The organism is Calothrix sp. PCC 6303 (genome assembly GCF_000317435.1).
Lineage (GTDB): Bacteria > Cyanobacteriota > Cyanobacteriia > Cyanobacteriales > Nostocaceae > PCC-6303.
Window position 1 is genome coordinate 5802396 of record NC_019751.1, and the last position, 26753, is coordinate 5829148.

The 26753-nt window shown below is 38.1% G+C and carries 21 protein-coding genes; 13 read left to right on the plus strand and 8 right to left on the minus strand.

The window, feature by feature from the left end; all coding sequences use genetic code 11:
- Positions 1-23: 23 nt before the first annotated feature.
- Both CAL6303_RS23500 and CAL6303_RS23505 read right to left on the minus strand, forming a co-directional pair.
- Positions 24-1724 (minus strand): serine/threonine protein kinase, encoded by a 1701-nt coding sequence (locus CAL6303_RS23500; RefSeq protein ID WP_015200328.1) that lies wholly within the window; start codon positions 1722-1724, stop codon positions 24-26.
- 432 nt (positions 1725-2156) lie between these two features.
- Positions 2157-4325, minus strand: coding sequence for a BamA/TamA family outer membrane protein (locus CAL6303_RS23505; RefSeq protein ID WP_015200329.1), 2169 nt, complete (start codon positions 4323-4325; stop codon positions 2157-2159).
- Positions 4326-4550: 225 nt separating this feature from the next.
- Here CAL6303_RS23505 and CAL6303_RS23510 point away from each other — a divergent pair, with 225 nt between their 5' ends.
- A complete protein-coding gene (locus CAL6303_RS23510; RefSeq protein ID WP_015200330.1) occupies positions 4551-5918 on the plus strand; it encodes a lipid-A-disaccharide synthase-related protein in 1368 nt (455 codons plus the stop codon).
- Between the two features lie 99 nt (positions 5919-6017).
- Here the strand turns inward: CAL6303_RS23510 and CAL6303_RS23515 are convergent, their stop codons facing one another.
- The 4 genes from CAL6303_RS23515 to CAL6303_RS23530 all read right to left on the minus strand — a co-directional run bounded on the left by CAL6303_RS23515 (position 6018) and on the right by CAL6303_RS23530 (position 11630).
- Complete coding sequence (locus tag CAL6303_RS23515) at positions 6018-7061, minus strand: SGNH/GDSL hydrolase family protein (protein ID WP_015200331.1); 1044 nt, start codon at positions 7059-7061, stop codon at positions 6018-6020.
- A gap of 380 nt (positions 7062-7441) precedes the next feature.
- Complete coding sequence (locus CAL6303_RS23520) at positions 7442-8287, minus strand: DNA-methyltransferase (protein ID WP_085953349.1); 846 nt, start codon at positions 8285-8287, stop codon at positions 7442-7444.
- 131 nt (positions 8288-8418) lie between these two features.
- The gene (locus tag CAL6303_RS23525) at positions 8419-9831 is read right to left on the minus strand and encodes an IctB family putative bicarbonate transporter (RefSeq protein WP_015200333.1); all 1413 of its coding nucleotides are present in this window, start codon (positions 9829-9831) and stop codon (positions 8419-8421) included.
- A gap of 272 nt (positions 9832-10103) precedes the next feature.
- Positions 10104-11630: a GAF domain-containing sensor histidine kinase gene (locus tag CAL6303_RS23530; protein ID WP_041740882.1), complete on the minus strand. Its 1527-nt coding sequence runs from the start codon at positions 11628-11630 to the stop codon at positions 10104-10106.
- A 539-nt stretch (positions 11631-12169) separates the two neighbouring features.
- Here CAL6303_RS23530 and CAL6303_RS31565 point away from each other — a divergent pair.
- The 7 genes from CAL6303_RS31565 to CAL6303_RS23560 all read left to right on the plus strand — a co-directional run bounded on the left by CAL6303_RS31565 (position 12170) and on the right by CAL6303_RS23560 (position 19074).
- Complete coding sequence (locus tag CAL6303_RS31565) at positions 12170-12295, plus strand: hypothetical protein (RefSeq protein WP_255348436.1); 126 nt, start codon at positions 12170-12172, stop codon at positions 12293-12295.
- A 149-nt stretch (positions 12296-12444) separates the two neighbouring features.
- Entirely contained in the window at positions 12445-13572 is a 1128-nt protein-coding gene (locus CAL6303_RS23535) for a DegT/DnrJ/EryC1/StrS family aminotransferase (protein WP_015200335.1), read from the plus strand.
- Between the two features lie 247 nt (positions 13573-13819).
- Complete coding sequence (gene crtB, locus CAL6303_RS23540; protein ID WP_015200336.1) at positions 13820-14701, plus strand: cyanoexosortase B; 882 nt, start codon at positions 13820-13822, stop codon at positions 14699-14701.
- A 428-nt stretch (positions 14702-15129) separates the two neighbouring features.
- Complete coding sequence (locus CAL6303_RS23545) at positions 15130-15822, plus strand: cyanoexosortase B system-associated protein (protein ID WP_015200337.1); 693 nt, start codon at positions 15130-15132, stop codon at positions 15820-15822.
- Positions 15823-15966: 144 nt separating this feature from the next.
- Complete coding sequence (locus CAL6303_RS23550; protein WP_015200338.1) at positions 15967-16728, plus strand: ATP-binding cassette domain-containing protein; 762 nt, start codon at positions 15967-15969, stop codon at positions 16726-16728.
- 11 nt (positions 16729-16739) lie between these two features.
- On the plus strand, positions 16740-18284 hold the full coding sequence (locus tag CAL6303_RS23555; RefSeq protein WP_015200339.1) for a glycine betaine ABC transporter substrate-binding protein: 1545 nt from the start codon (positions 16740-16742) through the stop codon (positions 18282-18284).
- A 112-nt stretch (positions 18285-18396) separates the two neighbouring features.
- Entirely contained in the window at positions 18397-19074 is a 678-nt protein-coding gene (locus CAL6303_RS23560; protein ID WP_015200340.1) for a hypothetical protein, read from the plus strand.
- 346 nt (positions 19075-19420) lie between these two features.
- Here CAL6303_RS23560 and CAL6303_RS23565 read toward each other — a convergent pair whose 3' ends face one another.
- Positions 19421-19675 (minus strand): hypothetical protein, encoded by a 255-nt coding sequence (locus tag CAL6303_RS23565; RefSeq protein ID WP_015200341.1) that lies wholly within the window; start codon positions 19673-19675, stop codon positions 19421-19423.
- 250 nt (positions 19676-19925) lie between these two features.
- Here CAL6303_RS23565 and CAL6303_RS23570 point away from each other — a divergent pair, with 250 nt between their 5' ends.
- The 3 genes from CAL6303_RS23570 to CAL6303_RS23580 all read left to right on the plus strand — a co-directional run bounded on the left by CAL6303_RS23570 (position 19926) and on the right by CAL6303_RS23580 (position 24092).
- The gene (locus CAL6303_RS23570) at positions 19926-21425 is read left to right on the plus strand and encodes a hypothetical protein (RefSeq protein WP_015200342.1); all 1500 of its coding nucleotides are present in this window, start codon (positions 19926-19928) and stop codon (positions 21423-21425) included.
- A gap of 494 nt (positions 21426-21919) precedes the next feature.
- Complete coding sequence (locus CAL6303_RS23575) at positions 21920-22462, plus strand: methanogen output domain 1-containing protein (RefSeq protein ID WP_015200343.1); 543 nt, start codon at positions 21920-21922, stop codon at positions 22460-22462.
- A 178-nt stretch (positions 22463-22640) separates the two neighbouring features.
- Positions 22641-24092, plus strand: a complete 1452-nt coding sequence (locus CAL6303_RS23580) for an ATP-binding protein (RefSeq protein WP_015200344.1) — start codon at positions 22641-22643, stop codon at positions 24090-24092.
- Positions 24093-24222: 130 nt separating this feature from the next.
- Here CAL6303_RS23580 and CAL6303_RS23585 read toward each other — a convergent pair whose 3' ends face one another.
- The gene (locus CAL6303_RS23585; protein WP_238993736.1) at positions 24223-24882 is read right to left on the minus strand and encodes a hypothetical protein; all 660 of its coding nucleotides are present in this window, start codon (positions 24880-24882) and stop codon (positions 24223-24225) included.
- Between the two features lie 686 nt (positions 24883-25568).
- On the opposite strand from CAL6303_RS23585, the gene CAL6303_RS23590 reads away from it, so the two are divergent.
- Both CAL6303_RS23590 and rbfA read left to right on the plus strand, forming a co-directional pair.
- Positions 25569-25775, plus strand: coding sequence for a DUF751 family protein (locus CAL6303_RS23590; RefSeq protein WP_015200346.1), 207 nt, complete (start codon positions 25569-25571; stop codon positions 25773-25775).
- 102 nt (positions 25776-25877) lie between these two features.
- Positions 25878-26279 carry a 30S ribosome-binding factor RbfA gene (rbfA, locus tag CAL6303_RS23595; protein ID WP_015200347.1) on the plus strand — a complete coding sequence of 134 codons (402 nt, stop codon included), beginning with the start codon at positions 25878-25880 and terminating at the stop codon, positions 26277-26279.
- Positions 26280-26753 lie beyond the last annotated feature (474 nt).

Below are 26753 nucleotides of genomic sequence, written 5' to 3' on the forward strand. Positions count from 1 at the left end.
TGTTCAACTAACCTATAGGTAAATTAATTCTCTGATGATATCGGGCTAGATTCTATTTTAATCTTGGGTGATGAATTGTTGATATCAGCAGAGGAACGTTCCTGTGTTTCTTGGGTGGGAACGACAATTCCCCCAGAAGTTGGTGGACGCGATCGCTTAGACTCAGTAGGTACTACAACTGGGTTAGATGGTGATGATTTTGATTCTGATGATTTATTACTTTCAGATGGTTTAGTAGATCTAGTATCACGTACTTTTCTTAATGTGTTTATTAAATCGTCAGATCCAACTGCTGGGATTGGGTCTTTTGTATTGCTGTTTCTCGTGGTGGATGCAGGGGAATTCTTCCTTGATTCTCCATCGTTTTTTGTACTATTAGATTCTCCTGTGGCAGTTGAATCCTCGGAATTTTTGGAGTTAGTGCCCCGTAAAGCACTGCTACCACTATTTGTATTTTCCGCAGAATACACCCTTCGTCGGCGTTTGCGAGGGGTGGATGTTGTAGCTGCTTCCACCTGGGTAACATTAATTTTTGGTGAAGTAGCGCTACTTTCTGGAGTTGGGGAATTACTGGGTGTACTAATACCGTCAACTGTGGCAGAGGTGTTATTTGTTGGTTGTTCCACCACTGGTTGGGAAGATGACTGGGGTGTGGGGGTGGAAATCATTTTTGTCACTCCAAACCCCAAACTAGCCGCCAAGAGTGCTACACCCGTACCAATCATGACTTTTGGTGGCGCTTTCTTAGCTGTCAAACCAGTTTTTTCCTTTGCTGGTGTTTCTGGTGTGGGTCGATTTACCTTAACTTTGGTAGCAGGAATAGCTTGCTTTTGGGAATATTCCTGTGATGGTGCTGATAAATTGATGGTTTTCACCGCGCTAGTGGGGACATACTGGGGTTGGGGAATCGCTCCCACTGCTGGTAGTAGTTTTAACCAAGCTGCCACAGTTGGCGGACGGAATTTTGCTTCCACTGCCATACCTCGCATCACAGCTTGATTCACAGCTGCACTGAGGTGGGGTTGCAGTTCGCGGGGGGATGGCATCTTTTCCCGATCGCGTAATAATGCGGGTATGGGTACTCGTGCTGTTATGAGTGTATACAGCGTTGCTGCTAATCCATAAACATCAGTTGCTGGGCTACGATGAGCTTGAGATAAATATTGCTCAATGGGTGAATATCCTTCAGAAACCATCCCAGTGTGGGTTTTTTGGACACCACCGCTAAATTCCCTAGCGATGCCAAAATCAATCAAGATGACTTCTTGGCTTCCTTGTCGCAAAATAATATTATCTGGCTTAATATCCCGATGTAGAAGCCCGTTTTGATGAACTACTGCCAAAGCTGCGCCAATTTGCCGCATATAATGGATGGCTGTAGCTTCGTCCAAGGGTATGGCAGGTATCACAAATGCCTCTCCCAGGGTTTCACCAGGAATATATTCCATCACCATGTAGGGAAGTCCCTCTTCTAAAAAGAAGTCACTGACCCTGACAATATTGGGATGAACACAAGTTGCTAAACGTCTAGCCTCATCCTGAAATTGACCTTCAAACTTGACGAAATCGGGATGTTGCCGCAACTTCTCATTCAGGGTTTTAATTACCACTTCTTGATGCAGAAAATGGTGAGTTGCTTTAAACGTAATGCCAAAGCCACCTCGACCAATTTCTCGGTCGATAGTATATTTTCCACCCTGCAATGTTGTACCAACAGCTACCATAACGATTTCAGGTTATTTAGAGTTTGTAATTTTAGATCCAAGAAGCTGAATTTGGGAACTTTAGTTATATTGATTGTAGAGGAGCCTTTGCTTTTCGTATAACAATTAAGTATGAATTTTGAAAATTTAACTTAAAAAATTACCTTTTGCTGGATCCGCGTGATCAATCAATGTTAATGGTTAAAGTTAGCCCAAGGAATGGGTCTTCAAAACTTCTCATGTATCCGAGAAACTCGGTTTCTCCTGACCAAGTACAAAAATCCTTAGTATTCTAACTGAAGAAACCAGATTTAGATATAAAGGTATCAAAGGTTACTCAATGCTAGCGGAGAAAGTCTCGGCTTTAGTTCGGGATGTTTGATAGGGAAACCCAACGTCATAGTGCTCGTTAATGTTGGGTTACATTACGTTCCACTGATTACTCTTTACTGATTAAAAGTTTTGCCCTAAACCAAAATGTAAGCGACCCTCCCCTTGATCACTAATACCATAGTCGGCACGAAGTAAGCCGAGGGGTGAGTTAAAGCGAACACCTGCACCATAACCAAAACCAATACCGGGTTTATTGCGAACTCCGGCAGGATTGCCTAATACTGTATCACCAGAACCTAAATCAGAAGCAAAATCAGCAAATAAGACTCCTCCAAGGGATTCCACTACTGGGAAGCGGTATTCAGCCGAAGCTAGTACATAACTGCGTCCACTGCCTACATCACCAGTTCCATAACCCCGAACTGAATTTGGTCCCCCCATGTTGAAGGTTTCATATGGGGGTAAAGTACCTATAACTGTTCCTGCTTGAAAGTTAACTGCTAAAACTTGGGGTTGTTTGCTGTTGTAGAGTTGAACAGGGACAAATTGACTAAAATTGGCTTGGACACGGTTCATGGAGATACCACTATTCCCTAGGGGAACCGATTGTTCGGTGCTAAGTTTGAGAATGGAACCTTGGGTAGGGTTGAGGAAATTATCGCGGTGATCTTGGGTTGCACTAAATGAGACAGTAGCTAGATCATCGATACCTGTTTTGCTGAGGGTGAGATCATTACCTTGTTCATCTGTGGGGGCTAGTTTTCCGCTGCGATCGCGTATGCTCACCCGCGTATAATTAAATCCTAATGAGGCATCCCAACCATTAATAGGACGTTGAAAACTTACGCTTCCCCCAATTTTACCTTCACGAATGCGATCGCCATCAGCTAGTTTGATGTCTCCATCGAAGGTATCGGAAAGTCCCCGTTTGCGAAAAAGATTGACTGTGTAACCATCGCGGCTGGGTTCGGTGAAGCGGTAGGGACTATTGAAGGTGGTATCAAATTGTAAATCGCGGGCGGCTATTTGAAGATTACTACTTAATGTATCATTTGTACCACCTATGTTGCGATCTTGGTAGTTTAAAGTGCCGATGATACCTTGATCGGCGTTATAACTTCCCCCAACATTTACTGAACGTGCGCCTGTTTCTTTCAGTTGATAAATTACATCGGTTTTAGTGGCATCTCCTGCCAACTCGACGTTAACGCTTTCAAATAAGCCTAAATTGTATAGTTTCTGCACATCTTGACGTACAGTATCTTCTTTGAAAATATCACCTGGTTTTAATTTGAATTGCCTTTGAATAAAATCGGTTTTGGTGCGTCCTGTAACTGGTTTGCCTTTGCTATCGATTGCTTCACCATTTTCATTGAGAAATTGGAACTTAATCTCACCTACCAAACCTTCAGCGACATTGATGTTTAAAATTCCCTGACGGTTGGGCTTGATGGTAATTACCCGTGCCAAGCTGTAATTATTATCTTTGTACCACTGATTTATTTTGCCAACTGATTCTTGAAGTAAGGCTGGATTAATCGCCTTTCCAAGCTGATTTTTAAAGGGTTCTAGGGCAACTTGATACGTAAGGGCTTTTGCCCCAGATAATTCCAGAGATTTCACGATGATTGGTTGTACTTGATACACCACATTCAGCCCGTTGGGTGTAATGCTAGTATTCACACTTGCAGTTGCAAATAATTCCGTGTCTAATATGGCTTTAACATCTTTTTGCACTTGTGCTTGATTTGTCTCACCACCAGCTTGGGTTTTGATGACTTGACGGATGATTTGCTGTAATTCTGGGGTTGCACCCTGAATTTGCACGTTAGCAGCAACAACTACTAAGTCAGAATTTTCGGCTTTGGCAACAGGAGTATTTTTAGGGGTTTCCGCCACTTTAGGGACGGGGATAGGAATATTTTTAGAAGTTTGGGAAGTCTTGGGGACGGAGATATTTTTCAGTGTTTCCGAGATATTAGGAACCGGAATCGGAATCTTTGTAGGGGTTTGGGAAGTTTTGATCACTACTACCGAACTATTTACTGGTTTTTCAGCAGCAGAAAATTGAGGAACATTTGCCACAGTTTCGGGGTTTGGGAAGCTTGCGCGACTGAGGTTGTTCGCTTCTGTCCTGGAAGTGCTAATTTTGGTAGTTGGGATAACTACATTCGTGACGGTTTTACCCGGTGTAGCGGGTTGTGCTGGAGATGCCACTGCTTGTTGGGAAAACTGATTAGAAGCTGCTAAACTTGCTAATGTCAAAATGATTGGAGATGATATCCTCATAAAAATTCAACCTAGTTGTGTGGAAGTAAGTGTAGAAAAGTATGAATATTGAGAGCAAATGGCGGAACTTAAACGGTAATTTTCGACTCTATTTGGTTTTAAAGTGTTGCATTTGCGAATTCTGTTTTCCTTTGTCTTTCAAAAGACAGAAAAATATTGACTTTTGTTTCTAACGACAAATATTCAACATTTATCAAGCTTCAACCTACTAACCGCTAATTAAATATGACTGAATTCCCCCAAAATCCCAAACCAGAATCTTCAAAGCAAACTCAAAGCTTGCTAATTCTGAGCAATGGTCATGGGGAGGATATAATCGCTGTGAGGATTTTGCAGGAATTGCAACAACAACCCAATTCCCCCAAAATTGTCGCTTTACCCATAGTTGGAGAAGGCAACGCTTACAAAAAATTGAATATTCCCCTAATTGGATCTGTACAAACAATGCCATCCGGTGGTTTTATCTATATGGATGGCAAACAATTAATGCGGGATGTAAAAGGAGGATTGTTACAGCTAACTATTAATCAAATAAAAGCTGTTGGTAATTGGGTAAAATCAGAACAACTTGCCGGAAATCATCCCAGCATTTTAGCAGTAGGTGATATAGTTCCCCTATTATTTGCCTACTTAAGTGGTGCAAATTACGGATTTGTGGGAACAGCAAAATCAGAATATTATGTCCGCAATGAAAGCGGTGTTTTGAAGCGTCAAAATAAAGGTTCCTATTGGGAAAACTTTTCTGGTTCCATCTACCATCCTTGGGAAAGATGGTTAATGACTCGTCGTCACTGTAAAGCTGTATTTCCCAGAGATTCACTGACAGCAGAAATTCTCAAAACAATGAATGTTCCCGCTTTTGATGTGGGAAACCCGATGATGGATGGATTGCAACCATCTTTTTCTACCCAGAGATTTTATACCCCCAATATCGAACGTGAGGAAATTGTTCGCCCTTTAATTATTACTTTACTACCAGGTTCCCGCGCACCGGAAGCTTATGATAACTGGGAAATAATTTTAGAAGGTGTTGACTCGCTAATTGATAGTTTTGAACAACAGAATTCTATTCTCCACACCTCTGGTAAGATGATTTTCTTAAGCGCGATCGCATCCAGCCTAGAACCCAGTATCCTCGTGCAATCTCTCACATCCCAAGGTTGGCAACCCACCTCAGAACCACCTGTGGAAATAAATGACAACCAAGCATTGACATTTACCAAAAAAAATGCATATTTAGTTATCACCCAAAACGCCTACAACGATTGTCTACATTTAGCAGATTTAGCGATCGCTATGGCAGGAACAGCCACAGAACAGTTTGTCGGCTTGGGTAAACCAGCAATTACCATCCCTGGAAAAGGACCTCAATTTACCTTTGCCTTTGCCGAAGCCCAAAGTCGGCTTTTAGGACGTTCAGTCACCCTTGCCAACACAGCAGCAGAGGTTAGTACAAAAGTGCGATCGCTTCTTGCCAATCCTGACGAATTTCACGTTATCGCCGAAAACGGCTGGCGACGTATGGGTAAACCCGGTGCGGCACAAAGGATTGCAGAGTGTATAATTGGGGAATTAGGGATTACGAGAAAATAGGCTTTAAAGCCGAAAATCGGAACACAGCAAATTTTCACTAAAGTACATAATCAGAGCCTGAAACCCTGTATAGAGGAGACATGTTGCGTCTCTCTATATTCAAATCCGAGGTTGTTCACTATATACAAATTGAGGATTTGCCCTCTTCAACAATTTTTCTTGACGCTTAATTCGTGAAATCGTCACCCTCGACTCTATCTGATTGAGAACAGCTTGCCAAACCTGATAACCATCAAAACTCAAATGCAACCCATCAGTTGTTAAATCTTGACGCAAATTACCTTTAAAATCGACAAACCAATTATGAATATCAATATAGTTGGCACCTTCTTGCTTCGCTATCAGTGCCAATTTATGATTAATTTTCCGAATGCGAACATTAGAAATAGTTGATAAACGAGTTGGTAAAATAGATTGAACAATAACTTGGGTGAGTGGATGATCCTGACGCAAACGGCGAATTATCCGGCGATGATTTCGCAACACTGCTTCATCCGTTGCACCTTGCCGTAAATCATTAATTCCAGCCATCAAATAAATTACATCTGGACGAGTTTTAGAAAATACACTCAACCTTTTAGAAACACCCGCTGAAGTATCCCCAGAAATCCCCTGATTCAACCACAATTTCCCCGATGGTAATTTATCTTTGGGAAACCACATACTCAAAGAATCACCCACCATAATACTAAGACGGTTTACCCCTTGCCCGTCAATCATTGCCCTTGCTTCTAATTGCAAGAGAAATTTCCAGTCTTCATAGGTTAGTTTACTCTTCTTTGTGGATGCTAGAGCCTGAATGCGATCGCTTGCAAGACGCGTGTATATTTGTCCTGCCTGTAGTGCAGCCAATCGCTGATAGTATAACTCCATCCCGGATGATGGCTGATTAGTTACAGTTTCGGGATTTGATTTGCGAAGTTCAGTTGAGGGTTTTGTTCTAAACTCACTAAATTCTGGCGCAGTGCTTTCTGGAATTGGAGAAACAACTGCCTTCTCAATCCCATTAGATGGTGAGTTATCTTTTACATCCAAAGACAACTCAGAACCATTCGACGGTAAGATTGACAATTGGGGAAGAGTTGATGTTGGCACAACCAATCCCGTCAATACACCCGCTGCCAACAGATAAACGTCCCTCATCCTCGCTTTTCTCCTCTAAATCACTGCTTTCCCTTATCACAGCCAACCATCGCTCAATTCAGGAAATTTCTGCGATTGATTGTATATTATGTATCTACAACATCTGGAATAGTAATTATTGCCAGTCCGGCAACTTTTACCATCTCTTTACAAGAAAGTCAATTGTATTAAGGAATTGTCTAATTGACATCTTACACCAGAGCGTTAATACCGAAATTATTTGCATTTTGATGAAGAATTCAATTCCTCCAATCAATTAAATCATTTTTCCAGAAAATCTGCCGCAAATTAAGGTGTTAATTATCGAAAAAAGGGAATAGGGAACAGGCAAAATTTTCTGAATCGCTGCGTTAAAGAGATAACGGGAAAAGTCAGATTCCCTATTGCCCGTTACATTCTTGAAATCGATAACGGCTACCAATCACATAATCCTCGTTAATTTCCAACGCTATCCATTGTCTTTTCAACATCTGCGCCACAAAACCTGTAGTATTAGAACCTGCAAAGGGATCTAAGACAATATCACCTTCGATTGTCAAAAATTTAATAAAAAACTCAGCAAAACCTTGGGGAAAGCGTGCCGGATGGGGTTTAATTTCGGCAATTTTACATCTTTTGAGATACAAACTATTTGATTCTGTGTTGGCAATTTCTAGTAAATTTGGTGGAATTGCCCCTTGGTTATCTTTTTGAAACTTCTGAGAAATATCATGTCCACTAGGACGTAATTTAGCTTCATAACCCTTTTTCAGTAATTGCTTCATGCTTTCGCTGTAGGGCTTTAAAACTTGGCGATTATCTGCTTGGGGGTTAGGACTTTTTGACAACCACCAAACATTATTTACTGAATCTTTAACACGAACTCTTTTAATAGTTACCCACTCGGCTGGAGTTGGCAACCGCGCTGGATTGTAGTGATAAAATTCCTGGGCTAGATAGAATCCTACTTCTTTACAGAGTTTTACTAATAATTCATATTGATAAATGCTGCGTATGGGATTGCCAGGTAAATAGGCACCACCTAAATCTATAACTAAGGAACCATTATCTGTAAGAATTCGCTTGAATTCATAGGCAAAAGGGAGAAACCATTCGATATATTTTTCTGAAGTTTCGTTTCCATACTCTTTTTTTCTAACTAGTGGGAAAGGTGGAGATGTTAAAATTAAATTAATACTATCAGCTTGAATAAATTTAACTAACTCTAAACTATCACCTAAGTACATTGCACCGAAGGCTTGGCTGTAATATGGTGTGGTTTCTAAATTGATTTGTTCGATTGTCAAAATATATCAATTATGCACATGTTTGTTGAATACAAATAAAGACGTTCCGGTGGAACGTCTCTACAGGGGGTTTAATGGCGATTTGGGGAATCTGTAACTGCTTCAACCGGGGATTTGGGAATCCAATAACTGGCAATTATAGCTGCCATGAACCACCATAGGGTGTTGATGGCTGGACGATACCAAACAGTGTCCACTAAACCGTGACCTAGCATAGCAACCAGTGACGCGATCGCACCAATGATCCATAAGCCATCTACCGTGTTTTCTGCCCGGAAACGTCGCAGTTGGATGATGGCTGTATTAAAAATTATTGTTAATAACCATAAAAATGCACTTAAACCAATAAAGCCCATTTCCACGATATGCTCAAGAAAAACTGAGTAGGAACTCAAGGCTGTAAAGCGGCGTATTTGGTAAAATGGATACATACTGTTAAAGGAAGCATGACCAGGACCGATACCCAAAATAGGACGATCGCGGATCATCTTAAATACGGCATTCCAGACTTGAATCCGAAAGTTGTTGCTACTGTCTTTACTGCCTGCAAACATACTATTAATTCGCAGTTTGAAAACATCTGACATTTCATAACCTATGGCAAAAGCGCCAATTAAACCCGCGAAGAACATGGGAATTAACCAAGTTCGCCAAAATGGGGGTAAATATCGGCTATACCAGTAACGCAACCCGACAATTAACACTACTGCTGCTACAGCAATCCCAATAAATGCACCCCGACTATCGGCAAAGCGAAAGCAAGCGAGGTTGACAATTAGCATAGTTAATGCCAAGAATTTCAAAGCTAATCGTTGCCAAGCAAATATGGCAATTAAGCTCAAAACTATAGCAGGCAGTAAATATCCTGCTAGCAAATTTGGATTACCTAAATAACTATAAACGCGAGTATTTTTAGCTAGGGGTGATTCTGGATCAACCCAAGTTGCTAATTGTGCTGCACCAAAAAATTTCTGGCGTACCCCATAAATACTGACAAATAAAGATACATGTAAATAGAGGGCAATTAGGAAAGAGCGAAACCGTGGTGTTTTTAAAACTCTGGCACAAACAACAAACAGCAATATATAGAGTGTAAAATTCCTTAAATCACCCAGTGCTGCTTTTTTTACTGGCGAAAGCGCAGCAGCGGCAACTGCAACTCCCCAATACAGAAAAATTATCAGATGAATGGGAGTAATAGTAGGGGAGTTGATATTAGTTGGAGTATCGGAGATTGTGAGTAATAGCCAAAATCCGATACAGGCAACCAATAGTAAACCAATGATTTCGGTGGAGACGAAAGGGGCAAGTCCATATACCAAGGAAAGTAAAGCACATGCGATCGCTTCTCCCCACCGTAGCAATAAACTAGTTTGCCGCCAAGCAGACAAAGAACCAACTAAACCTCGGTGTAGGTAACTGGTGCTGAGGTACTCCCGGAAGGGCAAATTAGATAAAGTGAATCGTTGCCAAAGTAAGTTCAATTCCTAATTCCTTTGCAAAACTTCGACTTAATTATCATCCCCCATGTTACAGACAGTTATACAGATTGCAAATATTTAAAAGTTTGATCTCTAATTACCTTTACCTCACGGGTAACTATTTGATATTTTTGGCTTTGAACTACCATTCAGCAGTACCAGCATGTTAAATATGAAAATTTGCAGTTTGGGCAAGCACTTTACTTGCCCAGCAAAGCAGAATATAAAATTGTGTTGTACGCAAGTCTAAGTATAAAATTGGATTTGATCACAAGTTAATTATGACTCATTGCTTCCGTAGCAGCTGTCTGTAAAGGCAAAACTAGTACATAGCGATATCCAGATTCTGGTGAACCCTGAATCGAAATTTGTCCCCCATGTATCTCTGCTAGTTGACAACTCAATAGCAACCCTAGGCTTTCACGAGAGAGACTACTACTTGGTTTATTTTGTTCAATGCTAGCGTTCATCCGCACCACTCCAGATGCGACTTTATCCATCATCAAAATTAAATTGTCAATCTGCTCAGAATTTTCCTTCACTTCCTGATGGCTTTGAGTGATGGTGGTTTGTTCCATTAATGCTTGGGGATTGAGACGGAAATATGGATCAACATCGGTAATTCCATCTCCCAACCAAGGATGGGAAACCCAGACAGTGATATTCAATGAGTCATCTTTGTGGGAAACGTGAATCCTGACAACGCTACCTGTTGCGGAAACTTGGATGACACTAAAAATCAAATGATAGAGAATTTGACGAACCTTGTCTTTATCCAAAGGCAAAATTCTGCTGCGTCCTGGTTCAATTGAGAGTCGGATATCTTGTTCACGACGATTAGCAGCTTCTTCTAAGGTATTAATTGCTTGCTGACAGAGCATTTCGATATCCACAGGAGCTAAGTTTAAAGCTGCTGCACTTTCGTCCATTGCTCCCAATTCGGAAATCTCATTCACTAACGAAAGTAAATAACGACCACTATGCTGAATGATGTCTAAATATTCCCGTTGTTTTGTAGTCAAAGGTCCGTAAATTTCTCTTCCTAGGACACTTGCCATTCCCAACACTGATGTTAAGGGAGTGCGTAGTTCGTGGGTTAGTTGTGATAGAAGATCGATTTTTAATTGACTAGTGGAAGTTGACTCTGGTTTGAGTGGAGAAGCACTAAGTTTAATCTTTTTGTTGTTGTTAGTAGATTCTTGATGTTCTACATTGCTGATTTTGCTACTGCTGGGATTTTGGAGTAAGCGATTACGCTCAAACTCACTCATGCACCAACGGGCAATTATTTGGAGAAACTCAATATCTCGATTGGTGAAATTACGGGGTATTAAATCAATTACAGAAAGCGCTCCTAGGCAATTTCCCGCAGCATCAATTAGGGGTGCTCCCAAGTAAGCACGGATTCCATAGTCATGAACTAGTTTAGCGATCGCTAATTCACTATCAATGACTTTTTGCGTGTCGTTAATTACCAAAACTTGGGAAGTTTCCACAACTTTGGTACAAAATGACTCATTGCGTAACAATTGTCTGCTTTGAGCTAGCTTATTCATCAAACCTAACCGCGACAAACCAATTGAAGACTTAAACCAGTGACGTTCATGATCAACAAAACCCAAAATTGAAATGGGTGCATCTAAAAAATGAGCCGCTGTTTGAGTCGCTTCTTCAAATACAGGAACTGTTTCTGATTGGCGTAAACCGTAATCAGATAAGGCTTTGAGCCGTTGCTGCTCTTTGTCCCCTTGGGAACCCCAACCATCTTTCATGATTAATACTTTATTTTCAGGCTCTAACATTGCCGCAGTTACCTTGATAATTGCTTGATAGTGATTTCCATATAACCCCATGACATGAGTTATTTTTCTACTTTTAAGCATTCCCCAATTTGATGCGAGATAAACAGATTTGAAGTATTTTTTTTTAACTAGCCCACATTTACCATCGAAATAATACGTAAATTATGAATAAGTTTCGAGTAAACTTCCGATTCAAGCCAATTTATTGAAAATTGAATCTAAATCCCTCAAAGCATTATTATTGCTGGAATTATAGCAATTATGGGTAGTCTAATTAGTCAGTTAAAAGTGAATAATATCAGTATTTTAGCTGAATAGTATTGATCTATTTTTACCGACCATATTTAATTTTATAATCAGTAAATACCAAGGGAATAAAAACTTTTACGTACGTTTTATAAAATATTCGACTACTAGTAATTTAGCTATAATTACTGAGGTTTTCTCCGAATAGCTATGTGCTAAATAGTAATTGATATTAGTATATATTAGGTACCATAATTAATAATATAGAGCTAGCATTTGTAGTGCTTATAACTATGAATGTTAATTATATTGTCATGGATCAAAAGTTTGCTTTTGTGAAAACCTACTATAGCTATGGCAAGGCAAAAAGATTAATTTTGGGCAATTTTAGCTGTATTTGGGATAGTAGTTCTGTTTAAGTAAATCTCTGGTTTTGATGGTATCAGTCGAAACGAGATAAAGATGAGTAACTGACTATTTCCTTGTTACTAGCATCTACACAAAAAATAGTATTTTAAAATCAAGCTTTTAAATTCTTGTTTACAAAACATTTGGAGAAAATCATAAAATGGTCAAAATTCCCTTTGTAGACCTAAAATTTCAACATCAACCAATTGAAAGCCAAATTCAACAAGCAATTCAAGATGTTTTAAAACGGGGAGATTTTGTTTTAGGAAAAGCATTGGCAGATTTTGAGGTTGCTTTTGCCGCAGCTAGTAATAGTCAATATGGGGTTGGTGTTGCTTCCGGAACCGATGCGATCGCACTTGGTCTGCAAGCCTGTAATATTGGTGTTGGGGATGAAGTTATAGTTCCGGCAAATACATTTGTCGCAACTCTGATTGGGGTGCTACGTGCAGGTGCAACACCGATTTTTGTTGATTGCGATCCTCAAACAGCTTTAATGGATTTAGATGCTGCTGACAAACTTGTCACACCCAAAACCAAAGCGATTCTTCCAGTGCATTTATATGGTCAAATGGTGTCACCGAGAAAACTCCTTGAGTTTGCCGACACCCATAATGTATTAATTTTTGAAGATGCAGCACAAGCACATTTAGCTGAACGTGACGGATATGTAGCAGGTTCAGTAGGTATTGGGGCAGCTTTTAGCTTTTACCCCAGCAAAAACCTCGGTGCAATGGGTGACGGGGGAATTTTCCTGACAAAAGATTTAGAAATAGCTCAAAAAATGATCCGTTTGCGGAATTATGGGGCATCATATAAGTATTTTCACACAGATCCAGGTACCAATAGCCGCTTAGATACCATCCAAGCTGCAATATTATTAGAGAAGTTACCATACCTATCTCAGTGGAATAGCGATCGCTTAATCATAGCAAAGCAATATGATACAGAATTGGCATCACTGGCAGCAAAAGGGATTACACCTATCCAAAATCACAGTCTCCAAGGACATGTGTATCATCTTTACGTTGTTAAAATTGACGAAACCTGTAGTGTGGAACGTCAGGAAATTCAAGAACAGCTTGCTGTTGCCGGAATTCAAACAGGAATTCACTACCCAGTTCCCTGTCACATGCAACCAGCATTTACCTGTTTAGGTTATCAACCAGGAGATTTTCCCCATGCAGAAAAAATGGCAAAACAAATCCTCTCACTACCAATGTACCCAGGTTTAACTAGTAGTCAAGTTACCCAAATTGTAGGTAATTTAGCAACTATTATTCGATAGATTCAGGACTTACGCAATGAATACAAATTTACGTCATTGCGACGGAAGGTAGCAATCTTTAAAGTCTACTGTTATTGTTAATATTACGTAAGTACTAAGATTTTTTGACGAAATAAAATAATAGGATCAATCTAAATTCCGCATCAACCTCATTTTTTAATGATATCAGGACTTGCACAGGGTCATTATTTCCTATTCCTTATTTCCCGTTTTTTCTTCCATCTTAATATCTTTGCAGCCTGAATTTATGCAATACCGACCCCAACTGAGAAATACAAACACTTCACAACTATTTGAAATCGGAATTTTGGGTGTTCTCCTATTTCTTTATGCACCCGTACTGATCCATTGGTATGATGGCTGGATGAACAAAAGCATCAGCACAGAACATGAATATTTCAGTCATGGATTGATAGGTTTACCTTTTGCAGGTTATTTGACTTGGATAAATCGTAAAAAATGGCAAAGATTAAATGACAGTATGCACCCAATTGGTGCTTTTTTACTATTAATTGGTGGAATTTTTTATCTCACGGGGGTTGGAGAATGGGTTAATTTGTCCTTTCCAACTATTTTAACTGGTTTATGTTTGTGGTTAAAAGGTGCAGCAGGTTTTAAACTCTATCGATTTCCCCTGCTATTGGCATTTTTGGCAACACCTAATTCTGTACCTTATCTAATTGCACCGTTTACAATGCCCTTACAAAGTTTCATCGCTGGGACTGCGGGATTAATTTTGAATCAGCTTGGGATGAATGTAAACGTCGATGAAATCTATATTTATATCAACGGTACAGTTGTAGAAGTTGCACCCTACTGTGCAGGTCTAAAAATGCTCTTTACTACTATGTATGTTGGCTTAATGCTACTATATTGGACAGGTGCAATATCTTCCCGTCGAAAAATTATCTGGTTTTTATCAATAGCAGGAATTATTAGTGTTATTGCCAACATTATTCGGAATACATTTTTGACCTTTTTCCATGGGACTGGGAAAGAAAATTTATTTGTTTGGTTACATGATAGCTGGGGAGGTGATATGTATTCAGCCTTGATGCTACTATCTTTAATCCCTATCCTCAATTGGATTGACCAAAAATTTCCCGATTCATTACCAGAAAGCGAATAGAACGGTTATAAATTTAGTTGATTAGAACTAAACCTATAGGACTCATATTTGATTTATGAAACACAGGTAGGGGAGCCCGACATAAGGTGACTGGCGTTGTGTTATCACGAAGTGTAACGCACCATCTTCCGGATTTTGGTGCGTATACCCTACATCTACTTAAATTTTTAAGTGCAAAGTACAGGCTACGCCAACAATAATCAAATCGGATTTATATAGAAGCAATTAGAATATCTACAGGAATCTACTTTGATTACTGCAACAATTTCCATAGCGAGGCACAAATAGCATAAAAAAGTGGAATAAGTTTTTTAAAAAATAAAATATAATCCCTATATTAGGAGAATTTATATACCTGTTACAGGTTTGACAGTAGTTAACATTTAAACTGAACTTTGGACTTTATTTATTAGTAATTAATTTACCATATGATTGCTTTTTCTAGATTAGTTAAAGAACGTCAATTTCCGCAGATAGTAGCATTAATTTTGTTGATCCTATTACTAGTAATGGGGACATTACCAGGATATATGACAGGAAAATGGCAGTGGCAAAAATTACCAGAAGTCTCAACCATCAAAGAATTGAGAAAAATACATCAAAAAGGTTTAGCGGTTCCTGGTTGGCAAATAATAGAACAAAAACAAACAGAAGTTGGGGAAGGTAAATGGTCAAGGCAAGTAATTCAAAAAGATGATTCTCCAAAAAAGGCAATTTTATTATTACTGCCACAAGTTGGATTTAAAAACCATCCTAATATTGAATGGACAGAAATGAATAGTTTTTGGCATTGGGATATTGCCCAACTAAAAACAGTTGAATTTCCCCTCAAATCCGGGAATGGTAAAATTACAGCTAGATTTTTCCGTGGTGTCACCAAACAATCAACCTTTGCCGTCCTACAGTGGTATGCTTGGTCAGGTACTGGTGATCCATCTCCATTTAACTGGTTTGTAGCCGATCAGCGATCGCAATTAGAAAAAAAGCGTACTGCTTGGGTTGCAGTTAACCTAATGATTCCCATGGAACCACTCGGACAAGCTGACAAATATTTCTCAGATGCCAAATCTTTAGCTGAAACCGTTCAAGAACAATTAATGGTAAAAGCTTTGAAAAGTTAGGTATCTACAAGTAAATACATTTTTGTTACGAAATTTGTTGAAATTAAATGTAGAGACGTGACATGTCACGTCTTTTGATGATTTGGTTTATTTATGAACTAAAAATACTATCTTTGAGAACATTATCCAACTTAGCTGCTTATCATGTCCCAAACACCAGAAATTGCCCTTGAGTATCGGAATGTTAGCTTCCAAATTAATGGCAATCTCCTATTATCTAAGCTAAACCTCACCATTTACCAAGGGGAAGCCCTAATTTTACTGGGACGCAGCGGTAGCGGCAAGACTACCACCTTAAAATTAATCAATCAACTGCTAATACCCACCCAAGGACAAGTTTTAGTCAATAATCGACCAACAACTGACTGGGATACAATTCAACTACGAAGACGAATTGGTTACGTTGTCCAGGAAATCGGTTTGTTTCCTCACTTCAGTATTGCCCAAAATGTTGGGTTAGTTCCTGCTTTAGAAAAGTGGACACAGCAGCGGATTCAGGCACGAGTCTATGAGATGTTAAGCTTAGTTGGCTTAGAACCAGAAAAATTTGCCCAACGCTATCCCCACGAACTATCTGGTGGTCAGCGTCAGCGTGTGGGTGTCGCTAGGGCTTTAGCCGCCGATCCATCTATACTGTTGATGGATGAGCCATTTGGAGCATTAGACCCCATTACTCGCTTAGAATTACAACAGCAATTTCTCTACTTACAAAGACAATTGGGAAAAACTGTGATTTTTGTCACCCATGACATTCAAGAAGCCTTCTTCCTAGGGACTGGAATTGGGTTAATGTATGAAGGGAATTTAGTTGCCCTAGGAACGAGAGAAGAATTTCTGCAATCTCAGCATCCAGAGGCAAAAGCTTTTATTGCTTGCTTGAATGCTTTGAATCATGACAACAACTAAAGGATATTAACTTGTTTTTTAGCCAATACACCTCAGAGATTATCCTACGCAGTGGTGAGCATTTGATCCTAGTTGCGATCGCTATGGTTGCCGCTATCTTAATTGGTATCCCTTTTGGCATCTTCATCACTCGTGAACCAAAATTTGCCCAACCAATCCTCGGTTTAGCTAATGCAATTCAAACCATTCCCAGTTTAGCCATTTTTGGCTTCCTAATTTCTGTACCCTTCCTGGGAGGAATTGGAAAAATTCCTGCTATTGTTGCCCTAACTCTCTATGCTTTACTGCCTTTAATTCGCAATACTTACATTGGTATTAGCAGCATAGATCCCACCATTCGAGAGGTGGCAAGGGGAATGGGGATGACAGACTGGCAATTACTGTCTCAGGTAGAAATTCCCCTAGCTTTAAATGTAATTTTGGCAGGAGTTAGGGTAGCCACAGTTATTTGTGTTGGGATTGCTACCATCGCAGCAGCTATCGGTGGTGGAGGATTAGGAGTATTTATTTTTCGCGGCTTGGCTACGGTTAACAACCAATTGATTTTAGCAGGGGCAATACCGGCAGCTTTGATCGCTTTAGGGGCTGATTTCGCTTTGGGATTATTGGAAAAACAATTAACAAAGCACAAAGTCAAGAAGAAAGCCAATAAGCGGAAATTAGCCATTTATTTGAGTATATTTACATTTACCCTCATAGGATTAATTACCTTTGCTAATAAGCAAACACCACCAACAATTGTTATAGGCTCTAAGAACTTCACAGAACAATTTATTTTAGGCGAATTACTTGCTCAACAAATCGAATCCCACACCAAATTAAAAGTAGATAGACGCTTTAATTTAGGTGGAACTTTTATCTGTCACGAAGCAGTCAAAGCTGGTAAAATCTCTGGTTATGTAGAATATACAGGAACCGCATTAACAGCAGTCTTAAAAGACAAACCGATTAGTAACCCTCAAGCTGTTTTTAATCAAGTTAAACAACAATACAAGCAAAAATTTAAATTAGAAGTCATGCCGTCTCTAGGATTTAATAATACATTTGCTATGATTATCCGAGGCGATGATGCCAAAAAATTGCAAATCAAGACTCTTTCTGAAGCAACTAAATATGCTTCCCAATGGAAAGCTGGATTTGGGTATGAATTTATTGAACGCAAAGACGGTTATCCTGGTTTAGCCAAAACCTATGGGTTGAAGTTTGGCAGCATTAAACAAATGGAATTGGGACTGATGTATAAAGCTTTAGCAGCAAAACAAGTAGATTTAATCGCTGCTAATTCTACAGATGGCTTGATTCCGGCTTTAAATTTAACGATTTTAGCAGATGATAAAAATTATTTTCCTCCCTATGAAGCAGTACCTGTTTTTAACCAAGAAATCCTCGAAAAATATCCAGATTTACGAACAGCAATTAATCAATTAACTGGCTTGATTACAACTAGTGATATCCAAAAAATGAATTATCAAGTAGATAATCAATCTCGTCCAGTTGAAGCAGTTGTTCGTGAATGGCTCAAATCTCAAAAATTAGCATCCATATCTACTACCTGAATTAGTCTAAATTTTATATCTTCTCCTCATATTTTCCGAAATCGCCCTAGCTTGTTTGTATATAAATATTGTGGGTAAATAAATTAAGCGATACTAACTAATAACATAAAAAATGAATAGTCATCAAAAATCTTTCGTTCTCACCTGTCTTAGCCTAATTTTTGCTACAGCACCATCAAACTACGCATCTGCAACAAACATACCAGCAGAGCAGAATAACCCTATCATCCTAGCTCAATCATCAACATTAAAAAATACTACCGTCTTACCAGGAAAACGCGTAGGTGCAATCACAAAAAAAACAAAAAAAGCAGATCTAATTAAAATTTTCGGTTCATCAAAACTACAGGATGGTAAAACAGCATTTTTTGGTGGAGATGCAGAATTTTATAGTACAACAGTTAAACTTGGTAAAGCTGAATACTCTTTAGATGTGTTATGGAAAGATCAAAAACGTACTCAAGTCGCAGGGGTAATAGTATATGATCCTCAGTGGAAAACAGCCGAAGGAATAGGAGTAGGAACCGCTTTAAATACATTACGGCAAAAAGCAGGTGAATTCAAATTCTCCGGGTTTGGTTGGGACTATGGAGGCATTATGCAATTACAAAACACCAAATTATCTAAATACCAAAGTATAACTATCCAAATGGATATAGCTAGTAATGCTTATGATAAATACCCTAACGATGCTCAATATGCTAGTGGAGATCAAGAGCTATTATCTCAAGATCCGAAATTAAAGAATCTAAACATATCCATTTCCCGAATGATTGTCATGTTTGATTAGATATTTTCAGTTAAATCAGGTACATTAGAGACTTCCAAATAAAAAAATATCCCAAAGTTTCTTGTGGTGCAGGCATCTTGCCTGCTACTAATACAAGAGTAGGCAAGATGCCTATCCCACAATATTGGATCATTTTTTTGTGGAGTTCTCTTGTAACTTTTAGGGTGCGAGAGAAAGGGTTCCGGGGAGATATTATTTCCGGCAACCTAAGTCATGCGGACACTCTGCACAAGCGGAATATCTTCCCCGCTTTAGATGTACAAATTAGGTGCTTAAGAGCTTAAACTAGGTTCTCAAAATAGGCGAGATTTAGCTATCTATTTATATTCACCAAAGACCCAAACTACTATAGCTGTGATGGTGTTTCCGGGGCTACAGTTTCACCTTTCCCAATTTGCAAAATTAAATCCTGTTCAGTAATTAATTCATTCAACTCTTTAGTTTGCAAATTCATCTCCTCACAAGCAATCCGCAAATCTTGGGCAAACAAATTTAAATCATCCCCATAACCACATTGAAAAGCAGCAGTTTCGATTCCCTGTTTAGCATTAGCCCTTGCACAGTCAACTAACTCAGTTCCTTTTAATTTTTCTGGCTTCATAATGATTAGCAATATTTTCTCACTTCATCTTCAAGCTAAATCAACCTCGCCAGAATCTCATCCTTCCAATGGTTGAGAACAAACTTGAAGATTTGTAGAGATTTAATGACAACTTTTTTCCAAAGGTTAACTTATGGCATCGTTAAAGAATGACTATGGTATAGCCTAAGGATATTATGCTAACGATACATAGCCTGATCGCTTGTAACATTCCTCCTGAAAATAAAAAATTAAATCATAGGTAAACTTCATGACTGCAACAGCGCTATCTACCAAATTTCTTCCATTAGAAGTATTGCGTTCAGGTTTACCTAACATCTGTAGTCAGGAAGCAGACATCACTTCTATTACTAACCATAAAGAACCCATATATCTAGCAAATACAAATCTCTCCTTAGAAAATATCACAGCAGCATTCACTTGTGCCCTTCACATGCACCAACCCACAATTCCCACAGGTGCAAACGGTGAACTAATCAGTAATTTACAGCACATGTTTTCTCATCCACACGACGGTGACAACCATAATGCAGGTGTCTTTGCCTGGTGCTACGGAAGAATGGGAGAATTTATCCCCCAACTAATTGATCAAGGTTGTAACCCCCGCATTATGCTTGATTACTCTGGCAACTTGCTATGGGGATTAGTACAAATGCAGCGTCAAGACATTCTCGGCAACCTTAAGCTAATAACCTGCGATTCTCGGTATCAACCCCACGTAGAATGGTTAGGAACAATGTGGAGTCACGCAGTAGTACCCTCCACGCCCATCCCTGATATCAAGCTGCATATCCAAGCATGGCAACATTATTTTGCAGCAATATTTGGCTATGAAGCTTTAAGAAGAGTCAGAGGTTTTTCTCCTCCAGAAATGCATTTGCCCAACCATCCTGATACATTATTTGCATATATTAAAGCTTTGAAAGAATGTGGTTATCAATGGTTGATGGTACAAGAACATTCCGTAGAAAACATTGATGGTACTGGATTGAGCCAAGAACAAAAATATATTCCAAATAAATTAGTAGCTAGAAATTCGCACGGCGAAACCATTAGCATCACAGCATTAATTAAAACTCAAGGTTCGGATACAAAATTAGTAGCACAGATGCAGCCATATTTTGAAGCGAAAGGGAAAGGCAAGCAAAAGATTAATAAAACAGAGATTCCGGCTTTAGTAACTCAAATTGCCGATGGCGAGAATGGAGGTGTCATGATGAATGAATATCCGCGTGATTTTTTCCGTGTATATCAAGAAATTCGAGATGTAGGATCAAACCATTCAGGGATAGTAGCCATTAATGGAACTGAATATCTAGAACTAATTGAAAATTCTGGAGTAGATTGTAATGATTATTCAGCAATTCAAGCTGTACAACAACATAAAATTTGGCAACGAGTTAATCCTGATCAATCAACACTAGATGCTGTAGAACAAGCAATTAAAGAATTGAAAGCTACTGATCATCAATTTAATATGGATGGAGCATCATGGACTGATGACTTAAGTTGGGTAAAAGGATATGAAAATGTCTTAGAACCAATGAATAAACTTAGTGCTGCATTTCATCATAAGTTTGATCCTCTGGTATACCAAGATCCATCAATCAAACAGGGAGAAAATTACCAAGAAGCTTTACTGTACAATTTGTTAGTTCAAACTAGCTGTTTTCGATATTGGGGACAGGGAACTTGGACAGATTACGCAAGAGAGCTATACCGCAGAGGTAGTTTAGCAACATCTGTCTAGACAAAATTTATAACTACAATACAATATATTACATGTTGTATTACCAATAGCCGTCGATAGTGCCCACCATAATCATATTGATAATTTAAAATAGATGTACCGGGAAGTGTTTTCCCAATGCTATATATATGATCGTTATGTTTGTGGTGGAATATTCGCAAATTTCAGTCAAATTACAGTGGCATACATGCAAAACACAGGTTAGGCTATCAGCATGTTTATTCAGTAGTGTAGACTAAAAATTAGAAAATTTAGTCACATATTTAAATTTAAATACACTTACTTTTTAACAGAACTTAATCGATTTTAAAATATTAATGTCTACTTCCATAAAGTTCTCTTGTATAAGAATGAACAAACTGAACAAATAAAACATAAGATAATTTATATTAATTAATAAAATAAATTAATTGTACTAATAGGTAAATCTTTATTACCTAAATATTTTTGGGAAATATAAAAATATAGTTGACATGCAGTAGTTTATACAAAATATGAATAGTACTAGTACTGAGTTAGTAGAAAACGTAGACGTAGGTTTAGAGCGGGATATTTTTTTACGTACACTAATTAGGGAATTATCTGGAACGCTACAGGATGTTGTTGGTTTGGAAGAAGCATCCGGTTTTATCAGTGTAGTCGGACAAAATATGGGAAACCAGATAAATACAAGTTACAAAAAAGCTTTAAATTTATCAAATCTTTCCCGTGAACAAGTAATAGAAGTTTTAATTAATTTAAAAAAACGTATTCAAGGTGATTTTTATGTACTCGAACAGACGAAAGATAAAATAGTATTTGGCAACCGTGTATGTCCATTTGCAGAAAAAGTACACAATCGTCCAGCAATGTGTATGATGACATCTAATGTATTTGGTAGTGTTGTAGCTGATAATTTGGGATATGCCAAAGTTGAATTACAAAAAACAATCGCTAAAGGTGATTCTGGATGCACAGTCGTTGTTTACTTGCAACCGAATGAAGAAGCTGAAGATGCAGTTGGAAGAGAATATTTTAGAGGTATGGAAACTGTATAATCTAGCATTAGAGTAATAATTTAGTTTTGTTAAATGTTAAATAGGTTTATACTGCAAAACAGTATAAACCACCTGAGCACAAGCAGGCTATTGTGTAAATTAGTTTGACGCACTAGTTTATAAAAATCTTCTATTTTTAAGCAAAACTAAATAGTTTCACCAAATCATCTTGATATTAATGAGTAATTATTGTTATGAATCCAGATTTTTTTTTGAGTTAACACAAGTTTTACCTGAACCTCTAATATTAATAGATATTAAAGGTAATTTTATATCTGCAAATAATCCAGCAGCAGATATTTTTGGGGTAAAACGTAAAGATTTACTATTAAAAAATATTTTAGATTTTGTCTCTGAGAGCCACACACAAGTATTACGATATATACAAACCTGCTCTACCAGCAGAGCTATAATTTTAGGCTCATTTAAGTTACGTATCGCCAATGAAGAGGTTACAACATATCGCTCTCAAGGTGCAGTTGTTCAACCATGGACACCTGAATCAGATGCCCAGATTTTACTAAGATTAGAAAAGCAAGTTACAGCAAATAATAATTTTGCTTTACTCAATCGTAAAATTGATGAATTAGCTCAAGAAGTTCATCAACGCAGACAAGCTGAAATACAACTTGCTCTGGCAAATCAAGAATTAGAAAAACGTGTTGAGGAAAGGACGAACGCTCTTCAAGAAGCTTTGTCTAAAGTTCAAATGACCCAGGCACAACTTGTACAAAGTGAAAAAATGTCTGGTTTAGGACAGATTGTAGCTGGAATGGCACATGAAATAAACAATCCTATTGGATTTATTCACGGAAATATTATTCATGCCCAAAGCCATATTGAAGATTTACTCAATTTAGTCTTACTTTATCAAAAAAATTTACCTAATCCTCCAGAAGAAATCCAAGATTATATAGAATCTATTGATTTAGATTATGTTAAGCAGGATTTAAATAAAATTTTAGACTCAATGTGTTCAGGAACAAATAGAATTAAAGAGTTAGTTAAGTCTTTACGAGTATTTTCTCGATTTGATGAGGCAGAATTCAAGAAAGTTAATGTTCATGATGGAATTGATAGTGTTTTGATGATCATTGAACATAAGTTATTTAGCACTAAAGATGATATTAAAATCAAAATTGTTAAACAATATGGAGATATCCCTTTAGTTACATGTTATCCTAGCCAACTAAATCAAGTATTTTTAAATGTTTTAACTAACGCCATCGATGTTTTGAAAAAAACATCTAAGTTTTCTAATATAAAATCAATCAAAAAGTTTTTTATCGATAATTATGAGCATCAACAACTGGAGCTCAATGAAATAACAACTACGGTAAAAGATGGGAATGATGTACCAACTATTTGGATCCGAACTGAGTTAGTTGAAGAGAATAAGATACTTGTGACTATTGCTGACAATGGTACAGGAATACCAGAGGATATTCGCCATAAAGTGTTCGATCCATTTTTTACCACTAAGGCGATTGGTAAAGGTACTGGGTTAGGATTATCCACTAGTTATCACATTATTGTAGAAAAACACCAAGGTAAACTGTGCTTTAATTCTGTTATGGGAGAGGGGAGTCAATTTTTTATTGAGATACCACTCAATTTAAAGGATAAATAGGTTACAGTGTTTTCACACTAGTGAGATATACGGCAGATTTTAACTTCGTGAGTTACAAAAATACCCCACCCGCACTACCGCATACCCTGACCTTGGCAATGTTTATTTTATTGTAAATTAGAAGAATTCTCTAAGGTAGCTTCAAATCAGCAATAGTCGCGCTTAGATACGGTTCAAAAACTGCCATATTTTCCAGTTGTGCAAATTTCCCTGTAATCGCATTAGGATCAAAAGCAGTGGTAATGTTGTAAATTGCTTTACCATCAAATGCAATGTAGCCAAAATGTTGTTCTAATACTCCACCTTCGTTTTTGATTTCTGCAAAGCCGTAGCGGATTCCCTGAAGTTTACCAAAGGCAACTTTCTGGGGAGGATATACGGAAAAGGTAACGTTAGGATTTTGTACAGTTGTTTGTCTATCATTTAAAATTGTCGCGTAGTATTGTGCGATCCAGATTCCTAGTGCTGCTGATACTTTATTTTGGTAATCGATATTGGTATATTCGGCTGGGGAATTGGGATCAATACCTGCTGTAAGTAACATCTTTGGAAAATTGGGCTGCTGAGAGAGAGTGTATGTAGTCATCTCGACTGTGCCAATATTTTTGCCTTGGGAGGTAACGCATAGGGTAGCGCTACTTCCTTGACATGGCAAAGTTTTCCAATTATTTGGAGATGATGTTTTACCCAACAAATTTTTCCAAATATTGGTAGTTCCAGAATTAACTGGGTTATTTGCAGTATTAGGGCTTGTTTGTACTAAGTTAATTGTGGACTGAGTTTCTGTCACCTTTACTGGTTTTGTTTTCTCCTCAATTTTTGGCTTTGAAAAGACTGATTTAAAGATTAATGGTGACAGGGCTAGAAGAAGTAAACCGATTAATAAGTGATAGACTCGCACATCTCTCCTCAGTTGGCAAATTCAGTAATTAAAGTTATGCTTCGCTAACGTTATATTCATAAGTAGCAAAGGTTACGAAGAAGTTACACTTCCCTAAAAGTGATAAGCTGCAACGCATCTAATTTGTATATAAGACGCGGGCAGAATTGCCCGCACTACAATAATTTTGTGTTTTTGACTTATATTTTAGCTGCACATCAGCTTATTGCATAAGAGTTAATCACATTGTTTTACTGTGATTACAACATAAAGATACATCTATATGCGTTAAATTGCGTAAAAAATATAATTGCTCCCTAAATTCCATCAGCAGCTGATTGAGCCTGGACAAGCTTTACTATTTTAGCGATGTCTCTGCTGAATCTAGTACAATTTAGCTAGTTATGACAAAAGATTCTAACTGACCCAGAGATCAGTCTTTGGCAGAGCGGTTCAGAAAAATTCCTATGCATTAATAAAAGTCACAAAGAAGCTGATACTTTAATGTGATGTTTGCGGCTAGTGTAGTATATGTCATGACAGATCAACTACTTTAAGGTAGATGCACAGTATATAACAAGGCAGTATTAATTCAGATGTTTGATGGATTTTGGGATAATGTATTTCGTTATCCACGTTATTTTCTCACAACTCTTTTGGGTGTATTACTCAATACCTTTGCGCCCTTAGCTCCATTATTCAAGCGACCCATCACTTTGATTGCGTTGATTGGTTTGTTTGCTAGCAGTCTTGTGTTTGTCACCTTAACCCTGCGTGCGATGCTGGGTTTTAGTGCGGTTTAAACAATGGCTCAAAAATGCCTGAGTAAGGAATAAACTGGATACTTTCCAGAAATCATTTGTAATTTGTTTTGTACAAGCTCTCTTCGGGAGGCTTTATTTTTTATGGCTACTAATCGTCGTGTTTCCCGCGTTGCAGAATTAATTAGACGTGAAATTAGTCAAATGCTGCTCAATGGAATTAAGGATGACCGTGTGGGTACAGGGATGGTAAGTGTCACTAATGTCAACGTTTCTGGTGATTTGCAACATGCCAAGATTTATGTGTCTATCTATGGAGATGATGCTGCTAAAGCTGAAACTATGGCTGGATTAAAATCAGCTACGGGTTATGTCCGTAGTGAGTTGGGGGCAAGGATGAGTTTACGTCGAACACCGGAAGTCATCTTTATCGAAGACAACTCGATTGAAGAGGGAACAAAAGTTTTATCGCTGCTTAATCAACTCCAAAGTCGGCGGCAAGATGTTTCAGAGGGCAATAGTGATAGTGAAGAAGAGGAAGTTTAAGTATTTTGTAGTTTAAAGAACAATTTAGCTACAGTGGATTAGATCCCTTGTTAAAGACGTGATACAACCGTGGCAGCCACTCCCCGCTTTTCACAAAGCGTGGTTTGATCGCGTCTTGACAAAAATCCATTTTTGATTGGACCAAATTTACTATATTTTTTTGAGATTTTAATTTTTGATTATCTTAATTAAGTTAAATTGTGATTTCTTAAGTTTTATCTAAAATCAACCTTTTTTTTAACATAATTTAAACATTCACTGATAGTTATATTAGTTAAGCTGATATAAAAAGTTGCAACAAAATGTGATTAAAAATACATCAAAAACTTTCGTGAATTGCGAAAAACTAGTCTGACAGATCTCCTACGATCTATACTTACTGAATTTTTAGTTACTATTAATACAGTAGCTCTGGATGAATTATTTTCAGAAATCTACCGCAAATTCATAATCAAGAGGCATACATTTAAGAAA

Excerpts from the sequence above, each read along its gene's own strand:
- CAL6303_RS31565 (WP_255348436.1), top strand. The coding sequence starts at position 12,170 with ATGAATGTTAATTATATTGTCATGGATCAAAAGTTTGCTTTTGTGAAA.
- CAL6303_RS23530 (WP_041740882.1), bottom strand. The coding sequence starts at position 11,630 with ATGTTAGAGCCTGAAAATAAAGTATTAATCATGAAAGATGGTTGGGGT.
- CAL6303_RS23535 (WP_015200335.1), top strand. The coding sequence starts at position 12,445 with ATGGTCAAAATTCCCTTTGTAGACCTAAAATTTCAACATCAACCAATT.
- crtB (WP_015200336.1), top strand. The coding sequence starts at position 13,820 with ATGCAATACCGACCCCAACTGAGAAATACAAACACTTCACAACTATTT.
- CAL6303_RS23575 (WP_015200343.1), top strand. The coding sequence starts at position 21,920 with ATGAATAGTACTAGTACTGAGTTAGTAGAAAACGTAGACGTAGGTTTA.
- CAL6303_RS23545 (WP_015200337.1), top strand. The coding sequence starts at position 15,130 with ATGATTGCTTTTTCTAGATTAGTTAAAGAACGTCAATTTCCGCAGATA.
- CAL6303_RS23515 (WP_015200331.1), bottom strand. The coding sequence starts at position 7,061 with ATGAGGGACGTTTATCTGTTGGCAGCGGGTGTATTGACGGGATTGGTT.
- CAL6303_RS23590 (WP_015200346.1), top strand. The coding sequence starts at position 25,569 with ATGTTTGATGGATTTTGGGATAATGTATTTCGTTATCCACGTTATTTT.
- CAL6303_RS23510 (WP_015200330.1), top strand. The coding sequence starts at position 4,551 with ATGACTGAATTCCCCCAAAATCCCAAACCAGAATCTTCAAAGCAAACT.
- CAL6303_RS23570 (WP_015200342.1), top strand. The coding sequence starts at position 19,926 with ATGACTGCAACAGCGCTATCTACCAAATTTCTTCCATTAGAAGTATTG.
- CAL6303_RS23520 (WP_085953349.1), bottom strand. The coding sequence starts at position 8,287 with ATGTACTTAGGTGATAGTTTAGAGTTAGTTAAATTTATTCAAGCTGAT.
- rbfA (WP_015200347.1), top strand. The coding sequence starts at position 25,878 with ATGGCTACTAATCGTCGTGTTTCCCGCGTTGCAGAATTAATTAGACGT.
- CAL6303_RS23505 (WP_015200329.1), bottom strand. The coding sequence starts at position 4,325 with ATGAGGATATCATCTCCAATCATTTTGACATTAGCAAGTTTAGCAGCT.
- CAL6303_RS23500 (WP_015200328.1), bottom strand. The coding sequence starts at position 1,724 with ATGGTAGCTGTTGGTACAACATTGCAGGGTGGAAAATATACTATCGAC.
- CAL6303_RS23560 (WP_015200340.1), top strand. The coding sequence starts at position 18,397 with ATGAATAGTCATCAAAAATCTTTCGTTCTCACCTGTCTTAGCCTAATT.
- CAL6303_RS23550 (WP_015200338.1), top strand. The coding sequence starts at position 15,967 with ATGTCCCAAACACCAGAAATTGCCCTTGAGTATCGGAATGTTAGCTTC.
- CAL6303_RS23580 (WP_015200344.1), top strand. The coding sequence starts at position 22,641 with ATGAGTAATTATTGTTATGAATCCAGATTTTTTTTTGAGTTAACACAA.
- CAL6303_RS23565 (WP_015200341.1), bottom strand. The coding sequence starts at position 19,675 with ATGAAGCCAGAAAAATTAAAAGGAACTGAGTTAGTTGACTGTGCAAGG.